This is a genomic window from Halorubrum vacuolatum, assembly GCF_900188065.1.
Lineage (GTDB): Archaea > Halobacteriota > Halobacteria > Halobacteriales > Haloferacaceae > Halorubrum > Halorubrum vacuolatum.
This window is the reverse complement of record NZ_FZNQ01000017.1, coordinates 1-26,052: the sequence shown is the minus strand read 5'-3', so window position 1 is coordinate 26,052 and position 26,052 is coordinate 1. Positions and strand designations below refer to the sequence as shown.

17 protein-coding genes and 6 pseudogenes are annotated in these 26,052 nt (G+C 56.2%); 17 read left to right on the top strand and 6 right to left on the bottom strand.

All coding sequences use genetic code 11. From position 1 onward, the window contains the following. Window position 1: 1 nt before the first annotated feature. Complete coding sequence (locus CHB65_RS17495) at window positions 2-160, bottom strand: hypothetical protein (RefSeq protein ID WP_179213668.1); 159 nt, start codon at window positions 158-160, stop codon at window positions 2-4. A 142-nt stretch (window positions 161-302) separates the two neighbouring features. On the opposite strand from CHB65_RS17495, the gene CHB65_RS13180 reads away from it, so the two are divergent. From CHB65_RS13180 to CHB65_RS13150, 7 genes and pseudogenes are all read left to right on the top strand, one after another. After that, window positions 303-815: a metal-dependent hydrolase gene (locus CHB65_RS13180; RefSeq protein WP_089385535.1), complete on the top strand. Its 513-nt coding sequence runs from the start codon at window positions 303-305 to the stop codon at window positions 813-815. Between the two features lie 98 nt (window positions 816-913). Next, a pseudogene (locus CHB65_RS13175) lies at window positions 914-1,126 on the top strand (hypothetical protein); the annotation flags it as partial. 64 nt (window positions 1,127-1,190) lie between these two features. Further along, window positions 1,191-1,502 (top strand): hypothetical protein, encoded by a 312-nt coding sequence (locus tag CHB65_RS13170; protein WP_089385534.1) that lies wholly within the window; start codon window positions 1,191-1,193, stop codon window positions 1,500-1,502. A gap of 6 nt (window positions 1,503-1,508) precedes the next feature. Then, window positions 1,509-2,006 carry a type II toxin-antitoxin system VapC family toxin gene (locus CHB65_RS13165; RefSeq protein WP_245809978.1) on the top strand — a complete coding sequence of 166 codons (498 nt, stop codon included), beginning with the start codon at window positions 1,509-1,511 and terminating at the stop codon, window positions 2,004-2,006. Between the two features lie 11 nt (window positions 2,007-2,017). Continuing rightward, window positions 2,018-2,206, top strand: a pseudogene (locus CHB65_RS17965) (DUF7342 family protein); the annotation flags it as partial. 120 nt (window positions 2,207-2,326) lie between these two features. Next, window positions 2,327-2,770 (top strand): HVO_A0114 family putative DNA-binding protein, encoded by a 444-nt coding sequence (locus CHB65_RS17005; RefSeq protein ID WP_143420430.1) that lies wholly within the window; start codon window positions 2,327-2,329, stop codon window positions 2,768-2,770. Between the two features lie 363 nt (window positions 2,771-3,133). Then, the gene (locus tag CHB65_RS13150) at window positions 3,134-4,852 is read left to right on the top strand and encodes a prolipoprotein diacylglyceryl transferase (RefSeq protein ID WP_143420429.1); all 1,719 of its coding nucleotides are present in this window, start codon (window positions 3,134-3,136) and stop codon (window positions 4,850-4,852) included. Here the strand turns inward: CHB65_RS13150 and CHB65_RS17490 are convergent. Further along, window positions 4,784-5,044, bottom strand: coding sequence for a hypothetical protein (locus CHB65_RS17490; RefSeq protein ID WP_179213667.1), 261 nt, complete (start codon window positions 5,042-5,044; stop codon window positions 4,784-4,786). The two genes, CHB65_RS13150 and CHB65_RS17490, sit on opposite strands and share 69 nt — an antisense overlap. Window positions 5,045-5,095: 51 nt before the next feature. Between CHB65_RS17490 and CHB65_RS13145 the strand changes: the two genes are divergently transcribed. Beyond that, the gene (locus CHB65_RS13145) at window positions 5,096-9,835 is read left to right on the top strand and encodes a type IV secretory system conjugative DNA transfer family protein (RefSeq protein WP_179213666.1); all 4,740 of its coding nucleotides are present in this window, start codon (window positions 5,096-5,098) and stop codon (window positions 9,833-9,835) included. A 303-nt stretch (window positions 9,836-10,138) separates the two neighbouring features. On the opposite strand, the gene CHB65_RS13140 is transcribed toward CHB65_RS13145, so the two are convergent. Next, on the bottom strand, window positions 10,139-10,885 hold the full coding sequence (locus CHB65_RS13140; RefSeq protein WP_143420428.1) for a dynamitin family protein: 747 nt from the start codon (window positions 10,883-10,885) through the stop codon (window positions 10,139-10,141). A 1,518-nt stretch (window positions 10,886-12,403) separates the two neighbouring features. Here CHB65_RS13140 and CHB65_RS13135 point away from each other — a divergent pair. Both CHB65_RS13135 and CHB65_RS13130 read left to right on the top strand, forming a co-directional pair. Then, window positions 12,404-15,841, top strand: a complete 3,438-nt coding sequence (locus tag CHB65_RS13135) for a PAS domain S-box protein (RefSeq protein WP_321166753.1) — start codon at window positions 12,404-12,406, stop codon at window positions 15,839-15,841. A gap of 90 nt (window positions 15,842-15,931) precedes the next feature. Beyond that, a complete protein-coding gene (locus CHB65_RS13130; RefSeq protein ID WP_089385527.1) occupies window positions 15,932-16,207 on the top strand; it encodes a PadR family transcriptional regulator in 276 nt (91 codons plus the stop codon). Window positions 16,208-16,261: 54 nt separating this feature from the next. Here the strand turns inward: CHB65_RS13130 and CHB65_RS13125 are convergent. Beyond that, a pseudogene (locus CHB65_RS13125) lies at window positions 16,262-16,564 on the bottom strand (zinc ribbon domain-containing protein); the annotation flags it as partial. Between CHB65_RS13125 and CHB65_RS13120 the strand changes: the two are divergent. The 4 genes and pseudogenes from CHB65_RS13120 to rdfA all read left to right on the top strand — a co-directional run. Beyond that, window positions 16,559-16,948, top strand: a pseudogene (locus CHB65_RS13120) (transposase); the annotation flags it as partial. The pseudogenes CHB65_RS13125 and CHB65_RS13120 sit on opposite strands and share 6 nt — an antisense overlap. Window positions 16,949-17,138: 190 nt before the next feature. Beyond that, entirely contained in the window at window positions 17,139-18,353 is a 1,215-nt protein-coding gene (locus CHB65_RS13115; protein WP_143420427.1) for an RNA-guided endonuclease InsQ/TnpB family protein, read from the top strand. A 978-nt stretch (window positions 18,354-19,331) separates the two neighbouring features. Then, window positions 19,332-21,278, top strand: a complete 1,947-nt coding sequence (locus CHB65_RS13110; RefSeq protein WP_089385526.1) for an archaea-specific SMC-related protein — start codon at window positions 19,332-19,334, stop codon at window positions 21,276-21,278. 75 nt (window positions 21,279-21,353) lie between these two features. Continuing rightward, window positions 21,354-21,977, top strand: a complete 624-nt coding sequence (rdfA, locus tag CHB65_RS13105; protein WP_089385525.1) for a rod-determining factor RdfA — start codon at window positions 21,354-21,356, stop codon at window positions 21,975-21,977. Between the two features lie 323 nt (window positions 21,978-22,300). Here the strand turns inward: rdfA and CHB65_RS13100 are convergent, their stop codons facing one another. Further along, on the bottom strand, window positions 22,301-23,410 hold the full coding sequence (locus CHB65_RS13100) for a transposase (RefSeq protein ID WP_089385524.1): 1,110 nt from the start codon (window positions 23,408-23,410) through the stop codon (window positions 22,301-22,303). A gap of 76 nt (window positions 23,411-23,486) precedes the next feature. On the opposite strand from CHB65_RS13100, the pseudogene CHB65_RS13095 reads away from it, so the two are divergent. Further along, a pseudogene (locus CHB65_RS13095) lies at window positions 23,487-23,843 on the top strand (transposase); the annotation flags it as partial. A gap of 176 nt (window positions 23,844-24,019) precedes the next feature. On the opposite strand, the gene CHB65_RS13090 reads toward CHB65_RS13095, so the two are convergent. After that, the gene (locus CHB65_RS13090; protein WP_143420426.1) at window positions 24,020-24,748 is read right to left on the bottom strand and encodes a hypothetical protein; all 729 of its coding nucleotides are present in this window, start codon (window positions 24,746-24,748) and stop codon (window positions 24,020-24,022) included. A gap of 108 nt (window positions 24,749-24,856) precedes the next feature. Between CHB65_RS13090 and CHB65_RS17000 the strand changes: the two are divergent. Then, window positions 24,857-24,982, top strand: a pseudogene (locus CHB65_RS17000) (IS5/IS1182 family transposase); the annotation flags it as partial. 342 nt (window positions 24,983-25,324) lie between these two features. Further along, window positions 25,325-25,819 (top strand): hypothetical protein, encoded by a 495-nt coding sequence (locus CHB65_RS16995; protein WP_143420425.1) that lies wholly within the window; start codon window positions 25,325-25,327, stop codon window positions 25,817-25,819. Window positions 25,820-26,052 lie beyond the last annotated feature (233 nt).

Genomic DNA, 26,052 nt, shown 5'->3' with positions numbered 1-26,052 from the left:
CTCAGTCCCGGTCGACGACAGTCGCCTCACTCGGTGGGGCGATCTCCAACTCCTCGGCCCCACGTTCGATCTCCTCGCGGGTTGTCCCCGTCGCCTCGGCGAGGACGTCGCTCAACTCCTCAAGCGAAAGCGCGTTCTCGATCGGGGGTTCTTGGCTCATGCTTCCTTGTATCCCGCGAAGAGGGAAAAACGCAGGTGCTGATTCTCTCCCGTCGGATCACCGTGGTAGATCGTCCGGCGTGATCCGGCCGATATACACATCGCAAGAGGTCTTTTCACTCCCGCGACTCGAATGGCACACGATGCATCGTCCCGGTCACTACGGCGCGTCCCTGATCGCCTATTCCCCGATCGGGTTCCTTACGGTTGCCATTGGTGCTGTGGAGTTGGCCGTCGCCGGTGCCGTGGCCGCGGTCGCCGCCGCGATGGTTCCGGACTGGGATCTTCGCGTCCCGTTCATTACCCACCGCGGACCCACCCACACAGTGTGGTTCGCGCTGCTCGTCGGCGTCGTTTTCGGCATCGTGGCGGGCGTACTCGGGGCCAGTTCTGGGACCGGCGTCGCGTTGGTCCTTGGCGGGTTCGGCTTCGTTGTCGGCGTTTCGACTGTCATCGGTCACCTCGTGGCGGACGCGCTCACGCCGGCAGGCATCCGCCCACTGGCGCCGTGGCGTGATCGGAGGTACACTTTCGATATCGCAAAGGCGTCGAATCCGATCGCGAACTACGCACTCTTCGGTCTCGGTATCGGCGTCGCGATCGTTGCGCTCGCCCTCGGAACTGCTGTCGCCGACCTGATCGGTATGGGCGCGTGAATCAGGCTTTCAGGTTCGCTTCAAGCTCTTCGATCATCTGGCGAATGTCTTCGCCGAATCGTGAAGTCGTTATGGTCCATCTGCCCCTCGGACGAGACGTCGACGTCGACGAGGCGGCCCTCCGAGAGCAGGCGGCGAAGTATGGACTCGAAGGCGAGGTCGACGCCTTGCTCCGCTACCTCAAGACGCACGGTGAGGTTGATGATGAGCAGCTCCCGGAGTGGGACGAGTTTCAGAAGCTGGCGACTGAGTACGAAATTCACTGTCAGGGCCAGGGTCCGCTCCGTCTCCCGTTTGAGTACGATACATGAAATACGTCATGCGAACATCTTATACTTCATGAGCAAATAGATGGAAGTAGCAACTGGGGTCCCCATGAGCAGTAACGACACCAAGCACGTTCAAACGGAACTGAACGAGAACGAATACGAACGCTTCCGCGAGTTCGCGAGCGAACACGGGCTCTCGCTCAAAGAAGCCGGGCACGAGGCGCTGATAGAGTGGATCGAACGCCAGCAGCAAGCCGATCCCAACGACCCGGCGTTCACCGTCCTCGACGACCTCGAGGACGAATCGCTCCCATCGTCGGCGGCTACTGACGCTCGCGAGGAAGACGATCTCGTCGACGAGTGGCAAGGTAGCGACGAACCGTTCACGCTCGCCGACGACCCGTCTGCGCAATCCTGAGTTCGGATGGCTAAATCAGTTGACACCCCGATCGGGACGGTCACGCCAGAGCACTTTCGCCCAGGTCACGTCCGTCATCAGGTCGTCATCGGCCCCAAGTTCCTGTACGCGCTCTTCAACCCCCAGGATCAGATGCACGCAGTTTCGCGGGCGTTCATGACGTTCGTTCTCGACGGCGACCTCCCGTATCGTCGTCTCATCGTCAACGACCACATCGTCGACGAGGCCGCTACCCGGCTGAAAAAGCAAGCGTCGATGCGGAACGCCGCGTTATTCCTGACGACGCTTGACGAAAGCACGCTCTATCAATTCGAATCCGTCTCTGCGGAAGTTTTTGCTGACGCCAAAGCAACGTTCGTTGAGTGGACGGATCTGGATGCGTCGCTCACCGATTTCACTGTTGCAGCGCATATGGAAGCCTTAGAGGTGGATCACATCCTCAAATACGACCGGCACTACGATGCGTTCGACGTGACAACGCTCCCGTATCGGAATCAGGACTAGCGGTGCCACGTATGTCCGGATCCTCGCGAGATAGCGTCCAGTCGTGGACTGAGTCGATGAGTGCCCGCAACCGGATTCGGGCGGCCGCCGGGACCCTTCGCGAACCGCGGTCGGTCAAGTGGATCAGCGAGCAGGCCGACTCCACCTGGAGCACGATCAACGAGGAGCTTCAGAATCTCGCCGACCAGAGGCATCTGCGCTCTCGTGTCTTCGACGTTCACTGTGGAAGGGCGCTAAGCGCCTCATTCCACCTAAATATTTGTCGTAAGGAAAGGTAACACTTAGAAAATAAAAACGCACAGCTAATATAGGTGATTTAATTGACAGACGAAGAACCATGCGAAGATTGGTTGGGTTTATTGGAAAGAGAAACGGGTCCAGAGGAGGTACTTTCCCCCCCAACGCTCCACATTGTGTCTTCATCCACTGAAGAGCATAGGGGAGATATGCTTGACCGGATCCAGCGTTGGGAACAGGATGATGCGGTACCTCACGTCATCAGCTTTGAGGATCCCAACCATCTCAAACAGATCTTTTCCCCACATCGTATAGATATCATTCGTCATCTGCTAAACAACTCTAATGTGGATATCCCTGAACTTGCAAAGAATCTCGGACAAGCCGTCGAGGAAACGAAAGACGATATTCAGTTGTTAGAGAAGTATAAGATTATTTTTTATCGAGAGAAAGACAAAAACACGAAGATCTATATTCCGTATGAGAATGTTAAAATTGAGAATATGTGGGTATTATCCTCCCGGTAATAGCTGACAGAATTCTCTACCTTTTGAGGATTTAATTAATTTCTAATCCCTGAGTCACTGTCTAATTTTCTCTCATATATACATAAAGAAAAAGGCCTAGGGCCACCTCTGTTTCTTTAACGCTCAGAAAAAAATCAACTGTGATAATCGGGGAAAATGTTCTAAGTATCTCTTTCTGTAAAACATTGGTTGAAAACGTATGAAAAGGAGTTGTGATTCATATGATGAAACCAGTGAAACAGTATAAACGACCCGGTACACCTAGATATTTTGAATTAACAGAACGCCAGATTTTAGGACTTCTGTTAGCGTCGGTGTTGAGTCCAATAGAGCATCAACTCCTGGAAAATGGTGAGAATAAACATGGAAATCCTGAACAAGATCGCCGACGCCCTCGTTGAAGAGACGAGCGTCTATCCGGCGATCCAAGTTGACGACGAACTGTACGAAACCTACAAAGAGGGCATCGAACTTGCCGAACAAACCTCCGGGCCACGCCTCCGCGTGCGACCACCCCGAGAAAACGAGGGCATGGACGCCAGCATCAACCTATACGAAACCGTCCACGACCCCCGCGAGAGAAAGATTGGCTTTGGCCGATTCAAATTCATCCAGACCGACTCCCACCAACACTCCTACGAAATGGTCTATGACGGTGGGAAATTACAATTCTACCTCAAACCCGATACCCGCGTCGACGCCAACCAATTCGAGCGGCAGATACGCAAAAACTACCCCAACTCCCAGATCGCCGAAGCCGACGACATGTTCCCCAAATTTGAGAAAGGGGATTACGTCGCAATGGCCGGGATGCGGCTAAAAAAGCCGTTCTTCTACCCGATCAAGTGCAAAATCTCAGAGGAGGAGTTCGAGGTCGACCCCTACGGCGACATTACCTCCGATATGGTGGTCGAAGAAGACCAAACCTCAGACGGCATCCGCGTCACCGCCGAAGACTGTCGAGTCATGGTCCAGACCATCTTCGAGCCCGCACGCGACGTCTGGACCAAGAAGCTCCCCTACGGGCGGAACGTCACCGAGGCCGCCGCCCAGATCAAAGAAGGCGAGCTCACCGGCAACCACATCCAAGGGTGGGAGCTTCGCGACCCCGGATCGAAACGGAAGCGTAGCGCCAAAATTGTCGACAAACTCCACGGCGCGAAAGGCTACTACATGACTATCCGCGTCGTCGCGATCTCGCCGTATCAGGAGATCGCCGAGCGGCGCTGCAACACGGTCGCGAGCGACTTTGAGAAATACTACAACTCATTCACCGAGCAGGGGCTTGAGCCGTACTCGATTGATCCCGAGGATATACCGTATCACCTCAAGCAAGTCGCCGGGCGAACCCACGACATTAGCTGGCTGAGTCGCGTTAAGTTCGGCCCGGGAGCGCCCACCGTTCTCCAACCCGTCTCAGCACTCGGAAGTATCGCCCACATACCGAATGAGGAGATCAACACGCCGGTCGTGGATTGGGCGAAACAGCAGACTGGCCCCGGTGTGCCCGCCGAGGCCGGGCGGAGAGACGAGGAAAAGCGTGAGGAAACACGCAACGGCGACCGGCACCCGGGAGTCAACCAATGGGCGACTCAGGCGAGCAATGAAACACACCACAGCAGACATAGGACGAGTCCCCGGAGCCACCCACTGCGTACACAAGAGAACGGGCAGTCAGACCCGACCGCGAATCAAAACGGGCAAAGCCCCGAGCAAGGTGCAACTGCGTCAGGGGCCGATGCAGTAGGCGAAGGAGACGATGCCCTCGAAACTGACGCAGAGCAATTTAATCAACAGAATGGGGCTGACGATTCCGATCCGTTGGTTAAAGGCTCGGAAGCGCAACCGGGTGCACCGCCCGATGAGCCTGTCGAGAGTATCTATCAGGAAGGCCCATTCCCAACGGAGCCCGAGCCAGCGGGCTCACAGGACGATTCGGACGGGACAATCGACGTCTTCGGTATAACCAGACGCGGCACAGGTAGTGAGAGCGGCGATAATGAGCCCGAGACGTCATGGGGGGCCGCAGACGATGGGGTAGATCACGTCGACCAGCAGAAGAACTCCGAAAACAGCCGGTAACTCTAACGACGACCTATGTTCGATATATTCGGCGGAGACGACGATGAGCCCGATGGTGAGCCCATCCGAAAAATCGACGTCCGGCATACACGCCAGCGAATTGATGAGGCGATAGAAGCGATCAGGAGCAAAAATCTCAGCCTTGAAGATCGGAAACGGCTGTGCGAACACATAGGGTCCGTACTCCTTCATGTCGACCAGATCACGGTAGATAGCAAAACCCCCGTGTGTGTCCCACCGGACATGAACCCCAGACCCGAAGAACTGGTTAGTGGCCTACAAAGCGGGAAAGAGGTACTCGATATTGACAACATCTCCGGTGGCGACCGTGACGATATTCACCAGATCCACGGGGAATTCGTCGGCGTCATCGACATGGTGTATGAGATGGAGGAGTTTGAGTACGCCTACACCGAGGTCAAGCGGAAAAAACGGTACGGCGCAGAACTCCAATCATTCGGTATCCCCGAGGAGATCGACCCCAATGAGTTACCACCCGGGCAAGATGGGGTCGAAGTGTATGCGACCGGCGAGGCCGAAGAAGCCCTCCGAGACATACCACGCGACCATCCAGACGCCCCGCTGTTCGTCGGGAAGGGTACTCGGAACGGTCGAGATGCCTCGATAGACAAAAACCACCTCTTCCGACACCGCGCCGTCTTCGGCGTCACCGGCTACGGGAAGTCCACGCTCTTGACTAACGACGCCCGACAACTCATTGAATCGGGAGCCGGGTTGTGCTTCATCGACCCGAAGGGTGACGACTCTTTCCGGTTGATGCAGACGATCCCAGAACACCGGCTTGACGACGTGGTATGGATCGAGCCCGGAGCCAGCGGTGACTACCTCTCCGGGTTCAATTTCATCACCCTCAATCTCGATCCCGACGACGACGAATACGACGCCGCGCTCGCTTCGCTGGTGGATGATTTGAAAAAGATGCTCGCCGCCAGCGACGACTACTGGGGGCCACGCATGGACCGCGTTGCGGGCTCGCTCATCACCGCGATGAACCTGTATAACGCAAAGACGCCCGATGATGCCCCGGAGATGAACCTTGTCGATATGTATTATGTGCTTAAATCCGAGGCGTCACGCTACGAGTTCGCCGCCCGGGCACACAAGGCAGACCTCCGGTTCGTCGCTCCCCATCTCGATACCATCTCGAAAATGAGCGAAGACGACCTTGAGCCGCTGCTCGGTCGGTTCCTCCCGTGGATACAAAACCCGGTCGCCCGGCGCATGATCGGTTTCCGTTCCGGTGGGATCAACATCCCCGAGGCGATCGACAACAATAAGATCATCATCGTCCGGATGGGCTCACAGCCACGCGAGCTCAAACAGATGCTCGGCATGGCCGTCATTCGGCGTATCTGGTCACATATCCGTGCCCGGTCGATGAAGTCACAGTATGAGCGCGAACCTTTCTACCTGTTCTGTGACGAGTTTGACAACCTCGCACTCGGGGACGAAACGATCCCCGCGATGATCTCCGAGAGCCGGTCATACCGGCTGTCCATGACACTCGCCAACCAGTACCCCGCCCAACTCCCGAGTAACGTCGTGGAAGCGATCACGACCAACTGTGATACGATCATGTCGTTCAACCCCGGGGATCAGAAATCCGCGAGAACCTACAACACGCAGTTGGGGCTTGATCCGCAGGATCTCACCGAGGAGGTGAACTACCATGTGTGGATGCGAACGACGATCAGCGAGAACATGGAACGCTCCGATGCGTTCCGCGTGTATATCTATCCGCCATTCCCGCCTCTCCGAACGACAGACGAGGCCCAAGCGGCGATCGACGCCAGCCTCAAGAAGTTAGGCCGGAGACGGCGAAGCGACGAAGAGGTCTACCAAAACCTTCTGTTCAACGAAGGACAAGGCCGGTGGGAAACCGGCATCGGCAGATACGCTGCGATGGCAGATGGAGATGAGAGGCAGATGTATCTTCAACAGCTTGTCGACCAGACACCGACACCTGACGATCCGAACATCAAAGGCGCGGAAGACCGCGACACCTCACCCGGCGGGCTACTCCCGTCGACCGAGCCCGGCAATGCCCCCGCCAACGCCCCCGGTCGACAGCAGGCAAGCCAGCCCACCAGCGCGAAAGAGGTCGTGGAACGCCATCTCGATGCCGTCCTTGAGAGCATCTTCGCCGCACGACTCAGGGCCGGAAAAGACCCCAACGAGTACGTTTCGCTTGAAGACGCGAAACAAGAGCTACTGGTCAGACTCCCCGACGCCGCCGTAGATAGCCTCTCAGAGCTGTCGAATATCTACGAGCAGGTCAACGAAGCGTATGCCGAGACACAGCGTTCAGACGGGGATACCTCAATCCGGCTCACCTCGCAAGGCCGGGGGATCGTCCTTCAGCAAGATACGGGAAGCGCCGGCTCCGGCGGGGGCGACGACCACCGCTGGATCCTCGGTGAAGCCTACGTCGCGTTCACACAAATCGGCTACAAGACGTGGCTTCCCGAACAGGAAGGAGAAGAAGCGCCGGACGGGGTTGCAGAAGTGCCAATCGACCCGACCGACGTGGACGACAACCTCTCCCGAAGTAAGACGCTTGATGCGATCAACGAGCGGCAGGACGAGCTTCGCGAGAAGTACCCCGGCGTGTGGAACTTTGCGGGGCCCGACGACGTAGCGATCGAAGCGGAGACGTCGACGATCAAGTACCCGTTCCAGACGTTCAATAACCTCCGGAAAGCGATGGAGAACGGCGATAAGTGTGTCTTCGCCGTGAAAGACGGGTCGGCCAAGCATGGGGGGTTCACCTACTGGGCGGAACGCGCCGAGAAGGTCATCTACGAGACGGAGGGTGGCACCAGAAGTGCAGAGGTAGTTAGTGACGAGGTTACGTTCCGGAAGTCACCGACTGAGGACGGCCACCCCCGGTATTACAACGACGGTGGAGGCGACTACCGCGTAGGTGAAGATCAGATTGCCCTCCGGCCTAAACTCGATGGCGACGGTGAGACGAATCGGTCGACCATCTGGTATCGAGAGAAAGACACCGGAGACGTCGTTGCCGCCGTCGAGACACCACACGGAGAGGAGAATATCGAGTTTGCCCGCTTTGACACGCCCGAAGAAGCACACGAGGGCAACAAGTACGCGGTTCCGGCCTACTACGAGTACGACAAATCCGAAGAAGAATACGTCCTCCACGTCGACGGCGAGAAGAAATACTACCCGGACAAAGAGGGGATCCTCCAAAACTGGGTGCCGTTCCGTGGGCCGTTCATTCCCGAAGCCCGCTTCGATGAGTGGCCGACCACGGACAATTTCGAGATCATCATCTTCCCCGACAGCGACAACGAGGAGTACAACCAGCCGCAGATATACCACCGTGGCGAGTGCCGACCACTCTTTGATGAGCTCGGCGTCAGCGCGTCGAACCTCTCGGTCGGGGAGATCGGCGACACAGACGGCGACGTGGAAGCGACAACCGACGACGAAGACACAGAAGAAGAAGAAGAGGAGGCGTCAGAAGACGACGGCGACGAAGGTACAGGAGAGGAGGACGCCGACGAGAGCGACGACAGCGACGAGTCGGGCGACGAACCGATGGAAGGCCCGCCCGTTGACGACGACGCGCTCACGCCGTCGCGGATCGCCGCTGACGAGCGCGTTGAACTGACGGCCCAACAGATCGCCGACTACGTGACCGGCGACCTCAGCCTACCGTGGCCGCGTGAGCAGAAGATTAGGAACGTCATTCTCAGCAATACCGGTTTCACCGACGACTACCCAATAGAGCGCCTTCGCGAAGAGATCGTCATTCCCGAAGGGGGCGTCCAGACAGAAGCCGCTGAGAGCGACGAGGAGGCCGATACAGACGACACCAGCAAAGAGGTACAAGACGACGCAGACGACACCGAACACGACGAGACGCCGCCAGCGAACGACGAGAGCGCGGAACACAACGACACGCCAGCCGACGCCCACGAGGAGGAGCCGGTAGAGGCCGACCAGATACCGACGCCTGCCCGTATCGCAGAAGACAGCCGGGTCGACCTCACCGCTGAGGAGATCACGGCCATCGCGACCGGCGAGAAAGAGCCGGGGACCAACACGGTCATCGCGCTGATGAAAGCGATCACGGACCTCTCGCCGGTCGCGGGCGATGCCATCGAAGACGTCGAGGACCTCTCCGAGCAGATCGTCATCCCCGAGGAACCTGTCGAGGGCGACACCGACGAACAGAGCGCCCAGACAGACGCCGTTGAGAGCGGCGAGGAAGACGAGAGAGCAGTCGCAGATGTAGATGTCCAACAGGGCGCAGAAGCCGATGGAGGCCAGTCTACGGGAGAGTACGAGCCTGAGCGCGAAGCCGACGTCGAACAGGAACATGAAGGGAGCGAAGGCAGCGGTCGAGACGACGCCCCCGAGCTTGCAGAGCCGACCGTCGAATACCGCGAACCGCCCACACCCGCACGTCTCGCTGACGACCCCCGAGTGGAGCTGTCAGAAGATACCATCCACGCGCTCGCAGATGGGGTGTTCACTCCGAGCGAGGAGGAACTCGACCGTATCCGGGCCGCGCTCAACGACCTGATAGAAGGCGATCAGTCACTCCCGACCAGCGCCGTTCCCGCCGAGGAGATCGTCGTGGAGGAGGTTGAAGACACCAGCACCGACGAGCAGGGAGGAGACACCGAGGACACCGGAGGGGGTATGACACCGGAGGAGGCCGCCGCTCACGTCGAACAGCCACCCGAAGACCACGAGCTCACGTCCGACGAGACGATCTACGCGACACCCCCGACGCCCGATAACCTTGCCGCCCATCCGAAGGTCACGCTCCCTCCGGTGCAGATCGAGGCCGCCGCGAGAGGGAACATCGAGATCAGTAAGAAACAACAGGCGCTCCTACGGGCCGCCCTCAAAGACTACACCAAAGATGGAGAGGCACCGCTGACGATGGACCAAGACCCCACCGACGAAGTGTTGCTCACGGGAAGCTGAATCACCGCGAACGCTGCCGAACCGAGAGGTGCCAACACCGGCTTCCACTTCGATCACGACCCGGACGTCGAGGGAGATATGAGCGACTGATCAGACGCGGGTACAGGCACACAAAACGCCCCTACTGATGGCGTCTACAAAGGGAGAATATCCCGGCCAAAAGAGACACCAGATCCGCGATTGGATCGACGAAAACAACCCTCGCAGAGTCGGTCACACCCGGACTTACTTTCAACACAGCTACAGAGTTACAAACACAGCCCGCAGAGCCGAATAGAAAGAGCGTGAGACGGGAGCAGAGAATTACGGATCGAGGTCGATCGTCTGAGTGATCGAGTCCCCATCAGAAGCATGATCGTCGGGGTCGTTTGGAGCGTCCCCACCCTGATCATTGAGGGTGGCAAGCACCTCTTTCCGAAGCCGCTCGATCTCACGGTCGTCCTTGTCAGCCGCCTCAAGATGATCTATGTCTACACCCAAGACGTGCTTCAGCGCGATCTGTTGGAACGGGACCGCACCCAACACCGCTTCCAACCGATCAACATACTCAGACGAGAGCGCCCCCGTTTCTGACGCCTCAATCTGGTCAAGAGCTTCAGATTTCTTTTCAAGTTCAGAACGGAGTTCAGAAACCTCGTTCTTGAGCGCCTCAATTTCCTCCCGAATAGCCTCGGCATCCTCCCCCAATCCGCCCCCATCACCACCGCCCGATGAGCCCGACAAAACATCCCGAATCTCAGCGACGACCCGCTCCCCCTTGTCCGTCAACTCCACCGATCGCGGATCGTAACCACCCTCGTCATTGATCATCGGAGCATGGGTGCGGAGGAGTTTCATCCCGTCCTCAGCGAACCCACGTTCACCCCGTTTCACCCGGTAGTCGATCTGCGTTTTCGACAGCCCTGTTTCGCGTCGGAGGGCCGCAGCATTAGCCGGAGTTTTCCCCTGATCAGTGAACTCATATTCATTTGGATTTTCTGATATTTCCTTCACCGCCAGCAGAAATTGAATGTCTGGATCTCTTAGCTTGTAGTCAGTTATCACGCTCATACTCGGGACTAAATTCTCCTTCACACCCCCACCCTATAACCGTTACGCCCCCCAGATAGAATCGAGCTTTACCCATACATAATATGACTCCCTAACTTACCCACCCAACAAGAAAAACAGCAGTTACCCATCTATAATATTGCCCCATAACTTAGACGCCCAACAGAGATTACGCCGATTATACCTCTACATATACCCCCATAAATTACCAAGTGGTAACCAATACCCATCCATATATGACCCCTAATTTACCCCACCCCACCGATTGACCGCATCTATTACTCGATTACCACCCCATGACTAATCTGCGTCATAGATGGGGTTCCGAGATCAGGGGCACCCCACGCCCAGAATAGAGACAGCACCCCGGAGTCGGAGTCGCGAAGACGAAGCAGATCACACACGATCGAACGCAGACCGAGCACCGCTGAGAGAGACAGACGCCGAGTGAACATCGCAATGCGAACGCTGTATCAGGAGTGTGAGAAGAACGCCGACACGCCGAGAGTGAGACGTCGCGATCGCGGAAAGAAAATGAGCGTAGAACAGCCCGTGGATCGAGACGTCGATCGAAACGTAGCGTATCACGCACAGGACTCTCTTCGAGAGATGGAGTCGAGATCGCGCCGACACCGCGACCGAGGATTTCATCCTCGATGACCGAACGCGGAGTGCCGCGTCACGCACTACTCTTCGCGTCGTAGAGACGCCGAGCTCACGCTCGACACACAGCGCCACGTCGCGCTGACAGACGCTGAACGAGCGCACGACGCGCTCTACGCAATATCCCACGCCGTCGCGCTCGTCGCGCAGACCGAGACTCGCGCTCGATGCGCGTTTCGCTTCCGCCGCTCTCGCGACCGTGCTATCGCACGTCGCGCTCGCAGCTCGCGACCGCGCTCGCCACCGCTCGACGCCGTGTGTGCCACGTCGCCGTCGCGATCGCCGACTCCGAGTGTACGACGACACGCCCGATAGTTCGACGCGGATCGACTACGCTCGCTGTGCAACAGAAGGATCGACACAAGCCCACTCTCCCGTATCGCTTCGCTCCACCGTACCCTCACTTTCGACGTGATCCGGAGTGTGTTCTATTCGCGTTAGAGCCTGTGACAACTAAGTCGTAGTGGGGTTGCCCCAGAAACGCCCACGTTCCGAGCTGATCGAGAATATCCCGAGGGGATCGACGCACCGACTCCACCACGAAGCGCACCATCTTCGATTCCGAGCGAGCGACGACGATCTCGACTCCCACGTTTCGACGACTACCCGATATTGGAGCCTACGGTCAGAGTGACCGAAGTGACATTCTCATACGCCCTTATTGGCAGGGGATGTCAGACCGTAGGTCACTCGACTCGTGATCAGTGATCACATTAGCTGAAAGTAGGCGCTAAGCCCCCTTCCTCAGCGAGCGTCGACCGAACGGGGGGCGCGTGCAGGGAGGGGATGCAGTGCCGTCATCGTCAAGATACAAGGTGGATACCTCGGAGCTTGATCCCGAGGTAGTTGACTAATGTGATAGTCCACAAGTGGCCGCCTTCGATACAACAAAACGCCTGCGGGCTCAACCAGTCACCAATTGTGAATGATCATCCAGCCAACTGGCGCTCTGGGGCTGAGGCTTTTTATGCCGAGCTCATGCTTCGAGCTCCGACAGCGATTATCGCAGCGGAAGCGGAGACGGGGACTGTCGTTGCGGTCAACGAGGCCGCGACCGAGTTATTCGGCCGCAGCCGGTCCTCGCTTATCGGTGTTCATCAGACCGAGCTCCATCCGACCGACACTGAGCAGCAACACCGCGAGGGATTCGAATCGGTAAAGCAGGGTGATGAAACACTGACATACGCCGATGAGGATCCTTCAGTTTCGATTCTCCGGCGCGACGGAACTACGATTCCGGTCGACGTCCGCTCAACGACGGTCACCCACAACGGAACCACATATGTACTGGGTGTGTTTCAGGACGCACGAGATCGGTTGGCGCGCATAGAACAGCTCGAACGCCAGTCAACGGCGATAGATATCTCCCCGGCCGGCATCGGACTGCTTGATGCCGACGAAACCTATTCGTATCTCAACGACGCACACGCCTCCTTGTTCGGCTACGACCGGACCGATGAGCTGATCGGCGGCAGCTGGACGCAGTTTTACGACGACGAGGTAGTGGAGCGGATCCGCACCGATATTCTCCCTGTAGTCATGGAGGTCGGTTCCTGGGAGGGGGAACTGGTCGGGCGCCGCAAGGATGGTTCAGCTGTCACTCATCGTGTCGAGCTCGCCCGGCTTCCCGACGGGGGGCTTGCCTGTGTGAACGTCGACCTCAGCGACCGTGAACGTATGCGCGAGCGGCTCGCAGAAACGCGCAAGCTCGTTGGGGCGCTCATGGCGGCTTCGGACCGTGAGGCAGCCATCGAGGTGGCAATCGAAGCGATTACTGATCTCCTCAACCGATCGCTTATCGGCTACTGGAGCTTCACCGAGGACGAGAACAGGTTGGTGCCACTGAAGGTCTCGTCCGACAGCGACGTAATCGTCGATGAACCCCCCCGGTTTGCACCGGGGGAATCCCTTGCATGGGAGGCGTTCGATGCGGGCGAAATGCGCTACTACCCGAACCTCGGCGATCGGTCGGACGCGCACAACCCGGACACGCGGTTGGGATCGGAGATCATCGTGCCGGTGGAGCGTGACGGCGTGTTGATCGTTGGCTCGCCTATGAGAGACGATCTCAGGACCGAAGAACGTGAGATCATCGGCATCATCGCCCGATATCTTGAGGTTGCGATCGCGTTAGTCGACCGGAAGCGGCGGCTGGAAGACGCACGAGAGCGGGCAGAATCCGAGCGGAACCAACTGAAACAGATCATCGACACGGTGCCACAGCTGATCTTCGCAAAGAACGCGAAGGGCGAGTTCATTCTCGCAAACGAGGCTGTCGCCGATGCGTACGGGACGACAGTGTCGGACCTGATCGGATCGACCGATGCGGATTATTCGGCCGACCCCGAGGAAGTCGATGCGTTCACGGAGGATGATCGACACGTGCTCGAGACGGGAACACGGTTACATCGGTCGGAGGAGACGCTCACCGATGCCGACGGCAACGAGCGGATACTCGAAACGTGGAAGATCCCGTTCGACCCGGTCGATACCGAGGAACGGGCAGTCCTCGGTGTTGCCAACGATATCACCGATCTGACCGGCGCCAATGAGGAACTACGGCGCCAGCGGAAGTTGAAAAACCTCTATGCCGTGAGCAACAGCGTGTTTCAGGCTGAAACCGTGACGGATGCATATAACGCCTGTGTCAACGCCGTCGCGGGGGCCGTCACCACGGATGAGGTGGCCATCTATGTGCAGGATCCCGAAGACGGTGCTCTGGTCCGGCGAGCCGTTGCCGGAGACGCTGACGCGTACCATCTCCCTGAGCGGGTCGCCGCCGGCGAGACGGCGGTTTGGCAGGCGCTCGGCGCGAGCGAACTCCAGTGGCTCGATGCTGCATCGGTAATTGACTCGCGGTCGAACGGCGAAACCCGAGGGGGGAGGGAGACGGAGCCGGCCGACGACTCTGGGCCAAGTGGAGGAACAGCTGTGCCGACCAGTTCTGTATTCGTCACCTCATTAGACAAGACGAGTGTGTTGATTGCTGTGGTAGAGGAACGTAATGAAACAATTGAAGCATTTTTCCAAGCTGTCACCAATCAAATTGCGGCCGCGTTAACACAGCTTCAGCAGGCGTCATCCCTCCAGGAACTCTCAGGTGACGTTGAAAATACTCAACAAATTGCTGACCGCTACCAAACCCTCTGGGAGGGGGTCATAAACGCCATCGAGGCGGTGGTCAGTGCACGGACGCAGTCGGAGGTTTTCAATGCGGTTCAGGCGTTTGGCGAGCATCTCGGAGACTATGCACACCTCAGCACGTACGACCCGGTCAATGAGTTGCTCGACGTCGTCACCGCCTCAGAGGTCGGCGGTCCGGCGAAGCTGTACGAACGTGATGAAGAGTTCCCTGCCGTGATCGCCGGCAAGCGAAACACGGTCGAACACGTTAGTGACACGCAGCCAGCGGACGAGGCGTACGATGAGTGGCGAAGCCAGCTGTTGTACTTCGGCTATCGCGAGTCGTTGGCGGCACCGGTGAGTCACAGCGGAACCGTCTATGCCGTCGTCGAACTTGTGAGTACGACTGTTGACCGCTTCGGGGGCCCTGAGCGGCGGGCGATCCGTGCCGTCGCGGATGTAGCTGGAAAATGTATCTCAGCTCTTGAGATGCCCCCCACTGATGGGTCACCCGTCGTGTTTTCTATCGAGTGTCACGATCCTGCGCCGCTGTTTCCGGAACTCCCCAAGGGAGGAACGATTAGTATCAATTACGTGGCGATGACCGGTTCAGACGCAGTACACGTTGCAGGAACTGCCGACGGGTACGAGGATACGGAACTCCGTGAGTACCTTATCGAGACACCGGGTATTGTTATCGACTCAGTTGAGCGTCTCTCCGAAGAACAACATGGGATCGAGCTCTCGATAACCGACCACGAATCGAATGCACTCGGAACTCTGCAGGAAATTACCACAGTGACAAACACGCGCATCACCGGCCTCCGCGCTCAGCCATCTGGTGGCGTGATCCGATTTTTGACGACTAATTCGGACATGATTGGCATAGTACGTGAGCGACTCACCGAAGAACATGGTTCGTGCACGCTCGTGGCAAAATACCATCCCTCTGAGTCCTCAGGTGGTCAGGGCTCACCAGAAAATGATGCTGGGTTGACAGCCAGACAGCAGGCGATCATGGAGACTGCGTTCCGTGAGGGATACTACGAAGACCCACGCAAGATCGACGGTGCTCAGCTTGCTGACCGATTCGACATCTCTTCGTCGACGCTACACCAACATCTCCGAGCAGCAGAGGCAAAGGTTATTGACCAATTCCTTAATCGTTGACATTTCACAATGAAGCGTGAGATATCTCGAGCGTTAGGTTGACCGCGGTAATTCACTATGCTTTTATCTACTATTAGTATATATGGCTGCATGCACGACCTGACGGGATTTCAGCGTGATTTAATCTTCACTGTTGCTGGTCTTGATGAACCGCATGGATTGGCTATCAAAAATGAAGTTGAGGACTACTATCATAAGGAGATCAACTCTGGTCAGTTGTACCCAAATCTGGATTCACTCGTCCACAAGGGTCTCATTAAGAAAGGAAAAAAAGACGAGCGGACGAACTATTATGTACTCACTCAACGTGGAGAACGCGAACTTGAGGATCGGGTTGCGTGGGAATCACAATATATTGAGCTTTAATTGAAAATCGGCGCCCGCTGAGGTAAGGGTGCTTTGCAGGTGAACTACCCCACCCTACTCGCTCACGACTTTCGCCGCTCGCTCCTTGAGAGTGGGGCTTCCTGTTTTCACGACGCGCTTTGGAGATACGGACGTATCCACAGGGAGCGCAGTCTCCACAGGCGTTCACGAATCGCACAGCGATTCGTCTGCACACCAGAAATCTCTGATTTCTGGGGACGTTGATTCGGAGTGACCCACTCCTACGTCTTCGAGGCCGCGAGAAAGGATGTTCCACGCCGCGTTCGCATCCCTGTCCGCTTCAAATCCACAAGACGGATACGAGTGTTCACGTACCCAGGGCGGTTTCTCAGAGCGTTCGTGAATCGACTGATGTGTACCGCTGAGGAATACGGCATCTCGGTGGAAGTACGGTCTGAGGCGTGGACGAGTCAGGAGTGTCCGAACTGCGGTTCGACAGAGGATACGACGCGACACCGTGATACGTTGACGTGTCCGTGTGGCTTCGAGGGGCACGCCGGCCTCGTGGCGTCAGAGACCTTCCTTCGGCGTCACCAGAACGCTTCGAGTTCTGGTTGGCGAACGAGACGCAGAGCGTCTCGTCAACGGCAGACAGCGGTAACACGGTCGATGGCACGGCCTGTCTGCCTCAAATGGAACGACCACGAGTGGTCAGAGTCATCACGCTCTTGTTCCAACGAGGAGCATGCGAACCCGCAAGTTGCCTCCGTGGGCCGGTAAGCGATATCCCCAGCGCGAGGAAACCCCACCGTGAACGGCGGGGAGGATGTCATAGCAATTTCAAGGCGGAAACCCACGGCTTTAGCCGTGGGAGGAAGCCGACATGAGAGCAAAAAACCACCGAAAAACGGCAGTCTGACTCCCCCATGTTACCGTTTCATTTATGAATCTATACTTCTACATATGAAGTATGGCGGAGGTGCGTCGCACGGTCGTCGTCAAACTCGACGTAGACGACAGCGATGCGACCCTCCTCCACGAAACGGTCGAGGAGTATCTGTGGGCGTGCAACTACGTCGTCCAAGACGCATGGCAGGACGACTACAAGCCCACATCCAAGACGGAACTCCACGACCGGACGTACTCCGACGTGCGCGAACAGACACGCCTACAAGCGAATCTCGTTCAATCAGCACGCAACCGAGCCGCCGAAGCCATCAAGGGCGTCGTCGCTCGGTGGCAGAACGGTAAGAAGGCGTCGCAACCACACTTTACGACGCCCTCGGTGCGCTACGACAAACGGAGTGCGACGTTCCACGACGACCACGTCTCCCTCTCCACGGTGAACGGACGTATCCAAGCCGAGTACGTTCTCCCACCGGAGGGCGACAACCCGCAGACCGAATACCTCCGCGACGACACCTACGAAGTGACGGGCGCGACGCTTCAGTACCGCGACGCGACGGACACGTTTTACCTCCACATCGGAACGAAGGCCGACGTGGAGTCCGAGCTACCGGACGAAGGCGACGCCGAGCACAGCACAGTCCTCGGTGTCGACCTCGGTATCGAGCAGATCGCCGTCACGTCAACCGGGATGTTCTGGAGCGGCGACTACCTCACCCACCGTCGCCGGGAGTACGAGCGCGTTCGTGGCGACCTCCAACGGACAGGAACAGAATCGGCCCATCGCACTATCGAACGGATGGGCGACCGCGAGAGACGGTGGGTCAACGAGTACCTCCACCGCATCTCGAAGGCCATCGTCCACGAAGCCATCGCGCACGAGTGCGACGAGATCGCCTTCGAGGAGTTAACGGACATCCGCGAGCGGATGCCCGGCGCAAAGAAGTTCCACGCGTGGGCGTTCCGACGCCTGTACGACTACGTGGCATACAAAGCCGAAGCGGAAGGGATCGAGGCCACGCAGGTCGACCCGGCGTACACGTCCAAGCGGTGTTCAAAATGCGGGACGACGCTGGACGAGAACCGCCGGTCACAAGCGAAGTTCTGTTGCCGGAAGTGCGGTTACGAAGTCCACGCAGACTACAACGCGGCGAAGAACATCGGCTTTCGACGCCTCCGTGCGGGGCAAAAGTCTCCGCACGGAGGGGCGACACGTCACCTCGCCCTGAAGTCGGGGACGCTGAACGTGAATGGCGGCTACTCGCCTGCCACCCAGTAGGGTTGGCCAGAACGGGAGTCCACCGACAAGCCCACGACTTTAGTCGTGGGTTGGTGACTCTCCCTCTCCAAGTACGAGAGTATATTACGCTGAGTCTACAATAACCATGTGACAAGCGTGGACTGACGCAAGCAGAGGTGATTACCTATGACAATAGATAATGAGGAACAGACTGGCCCCCTCAACAAGACAGACGAGGCGATCCTCGACGTCATGTCCGATGGGCGGCGGTATACCGCCGGGCTGCTTGCTGAGTTGATTGATGCAGATCGAGCATACGTTAATGCACGGTTAGCTTTGCTCGCAAAACTTGATTATCTTGATCGGGTACATAAAGGTCTGTATGTCCGTCAAGATTCTACAAATAATTGACCGCCTCCCTATTTTAAAAGGCGTCCCCAGAACGCCTTGCGTTCTGGCTGCCCGCCAGACTTCGTCTGGCGACGAGGATTCCACGAAGTAGAGATTCAGGCTGCGCGTTTCCTCGGGGTTCAAGTACGCTTTCGCGTGACCCGTCGACGGTTCCTTGAGGAAGGGGATTTAGCACCTATTTCAGTTAAATCGGCACTTATTTTATGTTCAGCAAACAAACATCTGCTTGCCGGCGTACTGATCTGCCAGATTCATCGTGTCGCCGGCGCACCAATCACAGGGGGTCGTTTCCCACCTCTGTGTCTTCATATTGATTGGGAGGCCCGAAGCCCACGATTTTACCGAGGATCGAGCAGAAAGCCTTGCGCTCCAGCGCGTGGAGGATGTTAACCCGGCCCCTCGGACGGGGAAAATCGAATAATGTTTATTATTTTATATACTATCAATATATGGTTATAACATATACTTTTGCTGTGATGTATGTGTGTATCAGCGATACTTGCTCTCCTGGCTAATATTTGCAAAACGCCGCCTCTAGCATATTGAAGCCACATAGAAGCCATCACCGAGGGGTATCTTTAACCGCACTACTAACTAAATGCGGCTATGACAAATACACAAGTATCCAAACCACGAGCTCATGTACATGTCCGAAATATTGGTGGAATCGATGAAACAGACGTTACGTTGTCACCCGGTATTTCGATTTTGACAGGCCGAAACGCGACAAACCGGACATCTTTCCTTCAGGCATTGATGACTGGTCTTGGAAGCACTCGGAGTTCTCTCAAAGCGGATGCAGATGAGGGATCAGTAACCATTGAGTTCAACGGGGACACGTACACGCGGACACTTTCCCGAGAAAATGGACGTGTTACATTTAGTGGCGATCCTTATCTTGAGGACCCAGCGGTTGCTGATCTCTTTGCTTTCCTCCTCGAAAACAATGAGGCACGCCGCGCCGTGGCTCGCGGTGAGAACCTCCGTGATGTCATCATGCGCCCTATCGATACAGATCGCATAGAAGCCGATATTGCAGCGTGCCGCCGGGAGCGTGATGATCTCGAATCCAAAATTGAGCGGTTGGAGACGCTTGAGCAGGAACTTCCAGACTTGGAAGCGAAACGAAAGAATAAGCGTGATGAGCTCGCTTCGGCAAAAGAGCAGTTGAAAACGGTTCGGGCCCAACTTGCGGAGCTTGATACTGGTGCTGAAGAAAGCCGAACGCGCAAGCAGGAATTAGAAGAAGCATTCCAGGATGTACGGGACGCTCGCGCAGAACTAGAGCAGTTTGAATTCGATCTTGAAACTGAACAATCGACACTTGCACAATTGAAAAATGAGCGTGATGAGCTTTCAGAAGCGCTTGCAGATACCGACACACCAGATGGGAGCCCGGACGAACTTGCCCAGCAGATTGATCATCTCCGTCAACGCAAGGAGTCGTTAGATGAGACGATCAGTCAACTCGGAAGCATCATTGAGTTCAACAAAGAAATGACCGAGGGAGCTGGCGTCACGATTGATAGCGTCGGAAGTGATGTTACAGATACAGATGATCCAACAGCGGCGCTCGTTGCCGAGGATGCAATTACTTGTTGGACTTGTGGTTCCGACGTCCAGTCGACACAAATTGAATCCACGCTTGAGCAACTCCGTGATCTCCGGGCGGACAAACTTGCTGACAGAAACGACATTCAGGCAGAGATCGACGATCTCACCAGTCGACAGTCGCAAATTCAGGCTACCCTTCGCGAACGCGAACAGATGCAGCGCCGACTCTCCACGGTTAAATCCGAAATAGAGAGTACTCAAGACCGAATTGATAACCTCGCTTCACAAATCACTGAGAAAGAATCCGAGGTCGCTGCGCTTGAGCAAACAGCCGAATCGATTGATACGGCGGATCACGATGAGGCACTTGAGCTCCACCGGGAGGCTAATTCCCTTGACCTCCGGATTGACAGAATTACAGAGACTCTTTCGTCACTTGACACAGAAATCAGCGAGCGTGAAACGGCACTCACCGAGCGAGAATCACTCATGGCAAAGCATGATGAGCTTTCTGACCGCTTGGTCGAACTTCGAACGCGTGTCGATCAAATTGAGGCGACTGCGGTTGAATCGTTTAATGACCACATGGAGACTGTACTTGCTCTGCTTGAATATGAGAATCTTGAACGAATCTGGATTGAACGTCGTGACAAACAAGTCCGTGATGGACGGCGGAAAGTCACTCAAACGGTATTCGAACTTCATATTGTTCGCCAGACAGCAGACGGAACGGCCTATCAGGATACCAGCGATCACCTGTCTGAGAGCGAACGGGAAGTGACAGGACTCGTTTTTGCACTTGCTGGCTACCTTGCCCATGAAGTCCACAAGGAGGTTCCATTCATTCTTCTCGATTCACTCGAAGCGATTGATTCTGATCGTATTGCCCGCGTGATTGAATACTTTGAGGAGTATACCGACTACTTGATCGCAGCGTTACTGCCTGCTGACGCTGACCCTCTCTCTGCAGATCACACGCTGATCGAGGGCCTCGAGTAGCAGTCCTACAAAGTAGAATTGACATGGGTGTGCTTACACCGTCAATTTTGTAACGATCCTCTAGTTATAGTTCGTATGAAAGGCAATACAAATAACAAACGTACAAAAGTAGCCCGTCTTATTGACAAATACGATCTTGACGGGATGGGCGCGCAACTTGAAGCCGATTGGACGGGAGTTTCTGGTGAGCGGACCAGCCTCCGGGATCTTGCTGATGAGTTCAATTATGCCATTCTTGAAGCCGCTCTCAGAGCTGCCAACGTTTCGCCGGCCCAGTTCGAACTCAGTGGGATCTATACTGCTCTCGCCGACTCCGGAGCCGAACAGACGCGTGCAAAACGTCGACTGGAACGTGAAGGCGTGTGTGTCGATGACCTCCTGCGAGATTTTGTGACACACCAGGCGATATACACCTATCTCACGGAATACCGTGAGGCAAGTCTCCCGGAACATACGACGGACACGGTCGAAAAAAAGGTGGAGGCTATCAAAAAACTCCAAGGCCGTCTTGCTGTTGTGATCGACTCTGCTATCTCTTCGTCAGCCTCCACCGGTAGTCTTGATCATAGCGATTATGATGTCCTCATTGATGTCCGCGTCATCTGTCCTGCATGTGGCTCTGATTCTACTGTCGGGACTCTCCTTCGTGAAGGCGGCTGTGACTGCGATAATTCTTCTCACTCTCAAGGTGAGAACTGAGGCTCTTAGCTTCTTTTTTGTCCAAGGAGACACCCCCGTCGTTTGCGATGCTGCTCGCTCTCCTAGCGGCGATTCGCCTGCGCCGCTAGTAGCCGGCTTTTTTGGACATGACATCCTCCCCGACGTGAACAGTAGTTGCCGAACCAAGTTCTCGTTGAGGCACCCACGACAGAGTTAGTTCCGAGATCGCAGCGAGTGTGACTTTTTTCCCAGTGCTGGATAAACGAAGGATGCGAGGGAACGCCGTTGAAGCGGTGTTCCCGAGCAACACCTCTCGAGAAAACGCTCACCTACCGGTTTCCCGGTCGGAGTGAAAGGCAAGCTTAGCCGTAGTCTGTCAGGATGAGTCGCCGAAAGATCCGCGTCGAAATTGGCGGTTTCTCCGGGTGGATCTTCCCAGCAATAAGGATGTTTGCGAGCACCCACAGATTGTACAGCGCGACAGCGAACAGAAAGTAGAATAACCGAACTGAGAACGTCGGCGACGACATTCTCGGGAGGAAGTCACCGATCTGCCGATAGGATGTTTCGATTCCCCAGCGGCGGCGGAACGCCGCCGCGTACGCTTGCGCTGTTGAAGAATCTACATCCAAACTCGTGACAAACCACACGTGTTCATCATCGGTCGAACGGTGCGGAACCGCGAAAACCGTCACATCGACCGTCGCTGTCGGCGGACGCTTTCGCTGCATCGTGTACTCATCGGCGACCGTCTCAGCGCCGGCGCTGAGACGGCTTTTCATCCCACTACTCGGGCGTGCACGAACGATGTAATCAACGCCCAGCTGTTCCAGCTCTGAAACGACATGAACTTGATAGAACCCACGGTCGAGGTAGACATGCCGAATCGAGACGTATTCACGAGCCGTTTCGATGAGAGAGCGAACGGCATCGCGCTTCGCGCGAAAGCCGTTCGCGTCCATCGGAAGCACATCAAGCGTAAATCGAGCGCGTGGAGCAACGATACAGAGCGTTGCGAAGCAAAACGCTCTGTTTGTTCCCAGATCAGGATAGCTCGTTACCACGTGGTCAGTGTCGGCTGAGCCGTAGAACCGCCATTCATGGAGATCGATTGCGACATCGACGAACGCAGGAAGTCGCCGCTGTGCGCGAAGAACTTCGAATAGTCGATCCCGGACGCCATCGAACTGGTCGTCGATGGCGTCCGTCGAGAGGTTTCGCAAGTGGTGCAGCAGCGATTTGGCGAGGGAATTGCGAGCAGTGGATGTGATGTCGACCTGCTCTTTCCGATCCAGTTGGAGCGTCTTCCCACCCGTGTTTGCAAACTCCTGATCAAAGGCAATACGAGAGAGGATTTCGAGAAAATCCTCTCTCGTGTACTTCCCGCACTGTTTGACCCCGAACTCCAGCTTTGGGAACAGCACCATCGAAGCGGCACGACAGACTTGTTTTGCCTCAGCTGTCTCGACCATACGCGAACTCAAGAGCGAACCAAAATGAACCTCAGTTAGGTTCGGCAACTACTGTTTAGGGCGGGGAGGATGTCAAGACACACTCGATTGGCACGACTCCTGCCGCCAGCAGGTAGTCGTGCCAATCGCCCCGTACAACGCACGAAACACCGACGACCCACTCGACATTGAGTACAGAGTCGAAGACCGTATCAAAGAACACAGCAAGAACGTGAAGCTGAAGCAATCGACGTTAGATGAGACGTACAATCGCCGGACAGGCGTCGAACGAACTAACGATGCAGTCAAGGACTGCGGCCTCGGGCACGTTCGCGCCCGAGGCCGCGTCCATGCACGAGCACAAGTGTTCCTGTCTTTGTGTCTACGTCTCGTCATTGCGATCACTAACTACGAACGAGGGGACAATCCAGGAAGCACGATCATCACGGTGTGACAAGAGTTCTATGACACCCTCGATACTACCTATGTGCTATTCGACATTGAAGAAGAAGGCATCTTACCTGCTGATTTGAAATCAGTAATCGATAGCCATACTGTAATCACACAGGGAAGCCCCCACGGCGGGGGTGTGTTACCTGCGCCGTCGTGGTTGCGTTAGTCGTCGCCGTTCTATTCAGTCCCGTCAGCGGTGATGGTCACCAAGTCGTCATCAAACACCTCTTCTTCCTCGAAATCATCGAAATCATCGAAATCGTCGTCATCGGGATCATCGATCTCGTAGATGATTCCAATGTCGACCGATTCACCGGGGTCGAGTTCAATCGTGGCGGTGTCCTCACTATCGTCAGCAGCACCAACTACCTCAAGATCACCCTTGGGTACCACCGAATCACGCTCAAGATCGAAACCTTCCTCAAATCCGAGTTCGTCACCCGAATCTTCCTCATCACCATCGTCCACAACGAAGTAGATGTTGTCAGCAGCATCTCCCTCTTCGAAATCAAACCCGATTTCGATACCGTCTTCACTCCCTTGGTTGGTCACAGTGAATGCATCCGCACCGTACGTTGTTGCTCTTACATTCAATCCTTCGCCATCTTCTGCATCGTCCTCATCCAGCGTCAGAATGAGCTGTTCATCGTCCATATCGGCGAATGGAGAGTCGTCCGTCGCCTGAAGTCCGAGCAACGCTTCGGCGTCGCCGGCGACTTCGACATCAGCTGTGCGGTCCGCTTCAACAGTCGTGAACGCACCCGTGCCCGCGAGGCCGATGACGGCCGCGAAGACGAGCGCGAGTGCGAGGAGTTTTCCTTGTGGGATCATTGGTAGATTCGGTTGTCGTTTGTTGGTGCGCCCCTGAATCGCTCCCGAACTGCTCCGGAAGACGTCGGCGCTCACTACCCACTACATACCCTGCCTACTTTGTAAGCCCGACCTACCGAACCGTTTGGATAGGCTAACGACGTGGGAGATACCGGGTAGGATGGCCTAACACACGATATTTCGGGGACTTTCCGCGCCCGAGGCCGCGTCCACGCTCGAACAGAAGTGTTCCTTGCACTGTGTCTTCGACTGGTTGTGGCAATCACACACTCCGAGCGAGGGAACAAACCGGGCTGTGAGAAGCTATGATATTGATTCTATGACACGCTCTTGCTGTATCAAAATAGTGCTGCACGAGGCTTGCCTTCGAGACCGTCCACCCGTGTTGTTGGGAAAACAATATATACTGATGGTACCTACCTTAGGTATGGACCGACCGCATATTCGATCGGATACCCGCCAAGCGTGTACGCTGGTGGCCCGATTACCTCGTGGACGCCTTCTTGCACCGTTACTGAGACGAGAGGGCTCCTCCCAAAAATTTTATCGGGACACCATCGCGGGTGTACCCGGCATGCTGCGATATGTCTTTTTATCACTCATCACCATCATCGGTGTCGCAGTCTTCAGTACGGTCCTCGTTGGCTAAGCATGGACACGAGCCGCAACGGCGATGGTGCTGGCCTCGGCGGTCGCCAGCTTTGGGAGTCGCTGCGCGCTGCCGACGTTGTTGATGCCGAACACCGACTGACACCACCGTTTTATGCTGAGTGGCAACGGCTGATCGCTCAGGTCCGTGGTCCCTCTCGGGTTGCATACCTTGCCAGAATGCTTGAGACGCAGAAAACAAACATCACTATCGAGACCGGCGAGCCAGTCATCGTCATGGACGGTACCTGGATCGCTGGCGAATGGCCGTCAGTCGCCGCAGTTGATGCCGATGTGGGGCTTTTTATTGCCCTCCAGCGACACGTCCCGGGCTGGGACAACCTTCGAAGCACCGAACAACGAGAGCTGCTCGCCCACCTTCGAGTCTGTCTTTCTCACTGTCCAAGTTGTGATGCAGAACTCCGCCCTCACGCCGAGATCTCCCCCAGCGAGGTGCCAACCATAGACTGCTCACATTGCGGGGCTCAGTTGAGTTGAGTGCGTCCGAGGCTGGCAATACCAGCACCACCTAATATATAAGGCATCGAATTGCTACACACGTTATTCAGGCAGAAGCTTATTATTCATCAGTCCACAATGTCTGTTACGTGAACGATAGTACCCTCACCCCTCCACCATCCGTCTTTAGTTAAGCCTCACACCTCGGTTGTGTAGCGGTAGCGAGCGTCTCTTGTAAGATTGGTCGTTGCTTGTGGATCTTCTGAGCGTCT

Coding starts and splice junctions, on each gene's coding strand:
- CHB65_RS17495 (WP_179213668.1), bottom strand. CDS start 160: ATGAGCCAAGAACCCCCGATCGAGAACGCGCTTTCGCTTGAGGAGTTG.
- CHB65_RS13180 (WP_089385535.1), top strand. CDS start 303: ATGCATCGTCCCGGTCACTACGGCGCGTCCCTGATCGCCTATTCCCCG.
- CHB65_RS13170 (WP_089385534.1), top strand. CDS start 1,191: ATGAGCAGTAACGACACCAAGCACGTTCAAACGGAACTGAACGAGAAC.
- CHB65_RS13165 (WP_245809978.1), top strand. CDS start 1,509: ATGGCTAAATCAGTTGACACCCCGATCGGGACGGTCACGCCAGAGCAC.
- CHB65_RS13150 (WP_143420429.1), top strand. CDS start 3,134: ATGGAAATCCTGAACAAGATCGCCGACGCCCTCGTTGAAGAGACGAGC.
- CHB65_RS17490 (WP_179213667.1), bottom strand. CDS start 5,044: ATGAAGGAGTACGGACCCTATGTGTTCGCACAGCCGTTTCCGATCTTC.
- CHB65_RS13145 (WP_179213666.1), top strand. CDS start 5,096: ATGAACCCCAGACCCGAAGAACTGGTTAGTGGCCTACAAAGCGGGAAA.
- CHB65_RS13140 (WP_143420428.1), bottom strand. CDS start 10,885: ATGAGCGTGATAACTGACTACAAGCTAAGAGATCCAGACATTCAATTT.
- CHB65_RS13130 (WP_089385527.1), top strand. CDS start 15,932: ATGCACGACCTGACGGGATTTCAGCGTGATTTAATCTTCACTGTTGCT.
- CHB65_RS13115 (WP_143420427.1), top strand. CDS start 17,139: ATGGCGGAGGTGCGTCGCACGGTCGTCGTCAAACTCGACGTAGACGAC.
- CHB65_RS13110 (WP_089385526.1), top strand. CDS start 19,332: ATGACAAATACACAAGTATCCAAACCACGAGCTCATGTACATGTCCGA.
- rdfA (WP_089385525.1), top strand. CDS start 21,354: ATGAAAGGCAATACAAATAACAAACGTACAAAAGTAGCCCGTCTTATT.
- CHB65_RS13100 (WP_089385524.1), bottom strand. CDS start 23,410: ATGGTCGAGACAGCTGAGGCAAAACAAGTCTGTCGTGCCGCTTCGATG.
- CHB65_RS16995 (WP_143420425.1), top strand. CDS start 25,325: ATGGACACGAGCCGCAACGGCGATGGTGCTGGCCTCGGCGGTCGCCAG.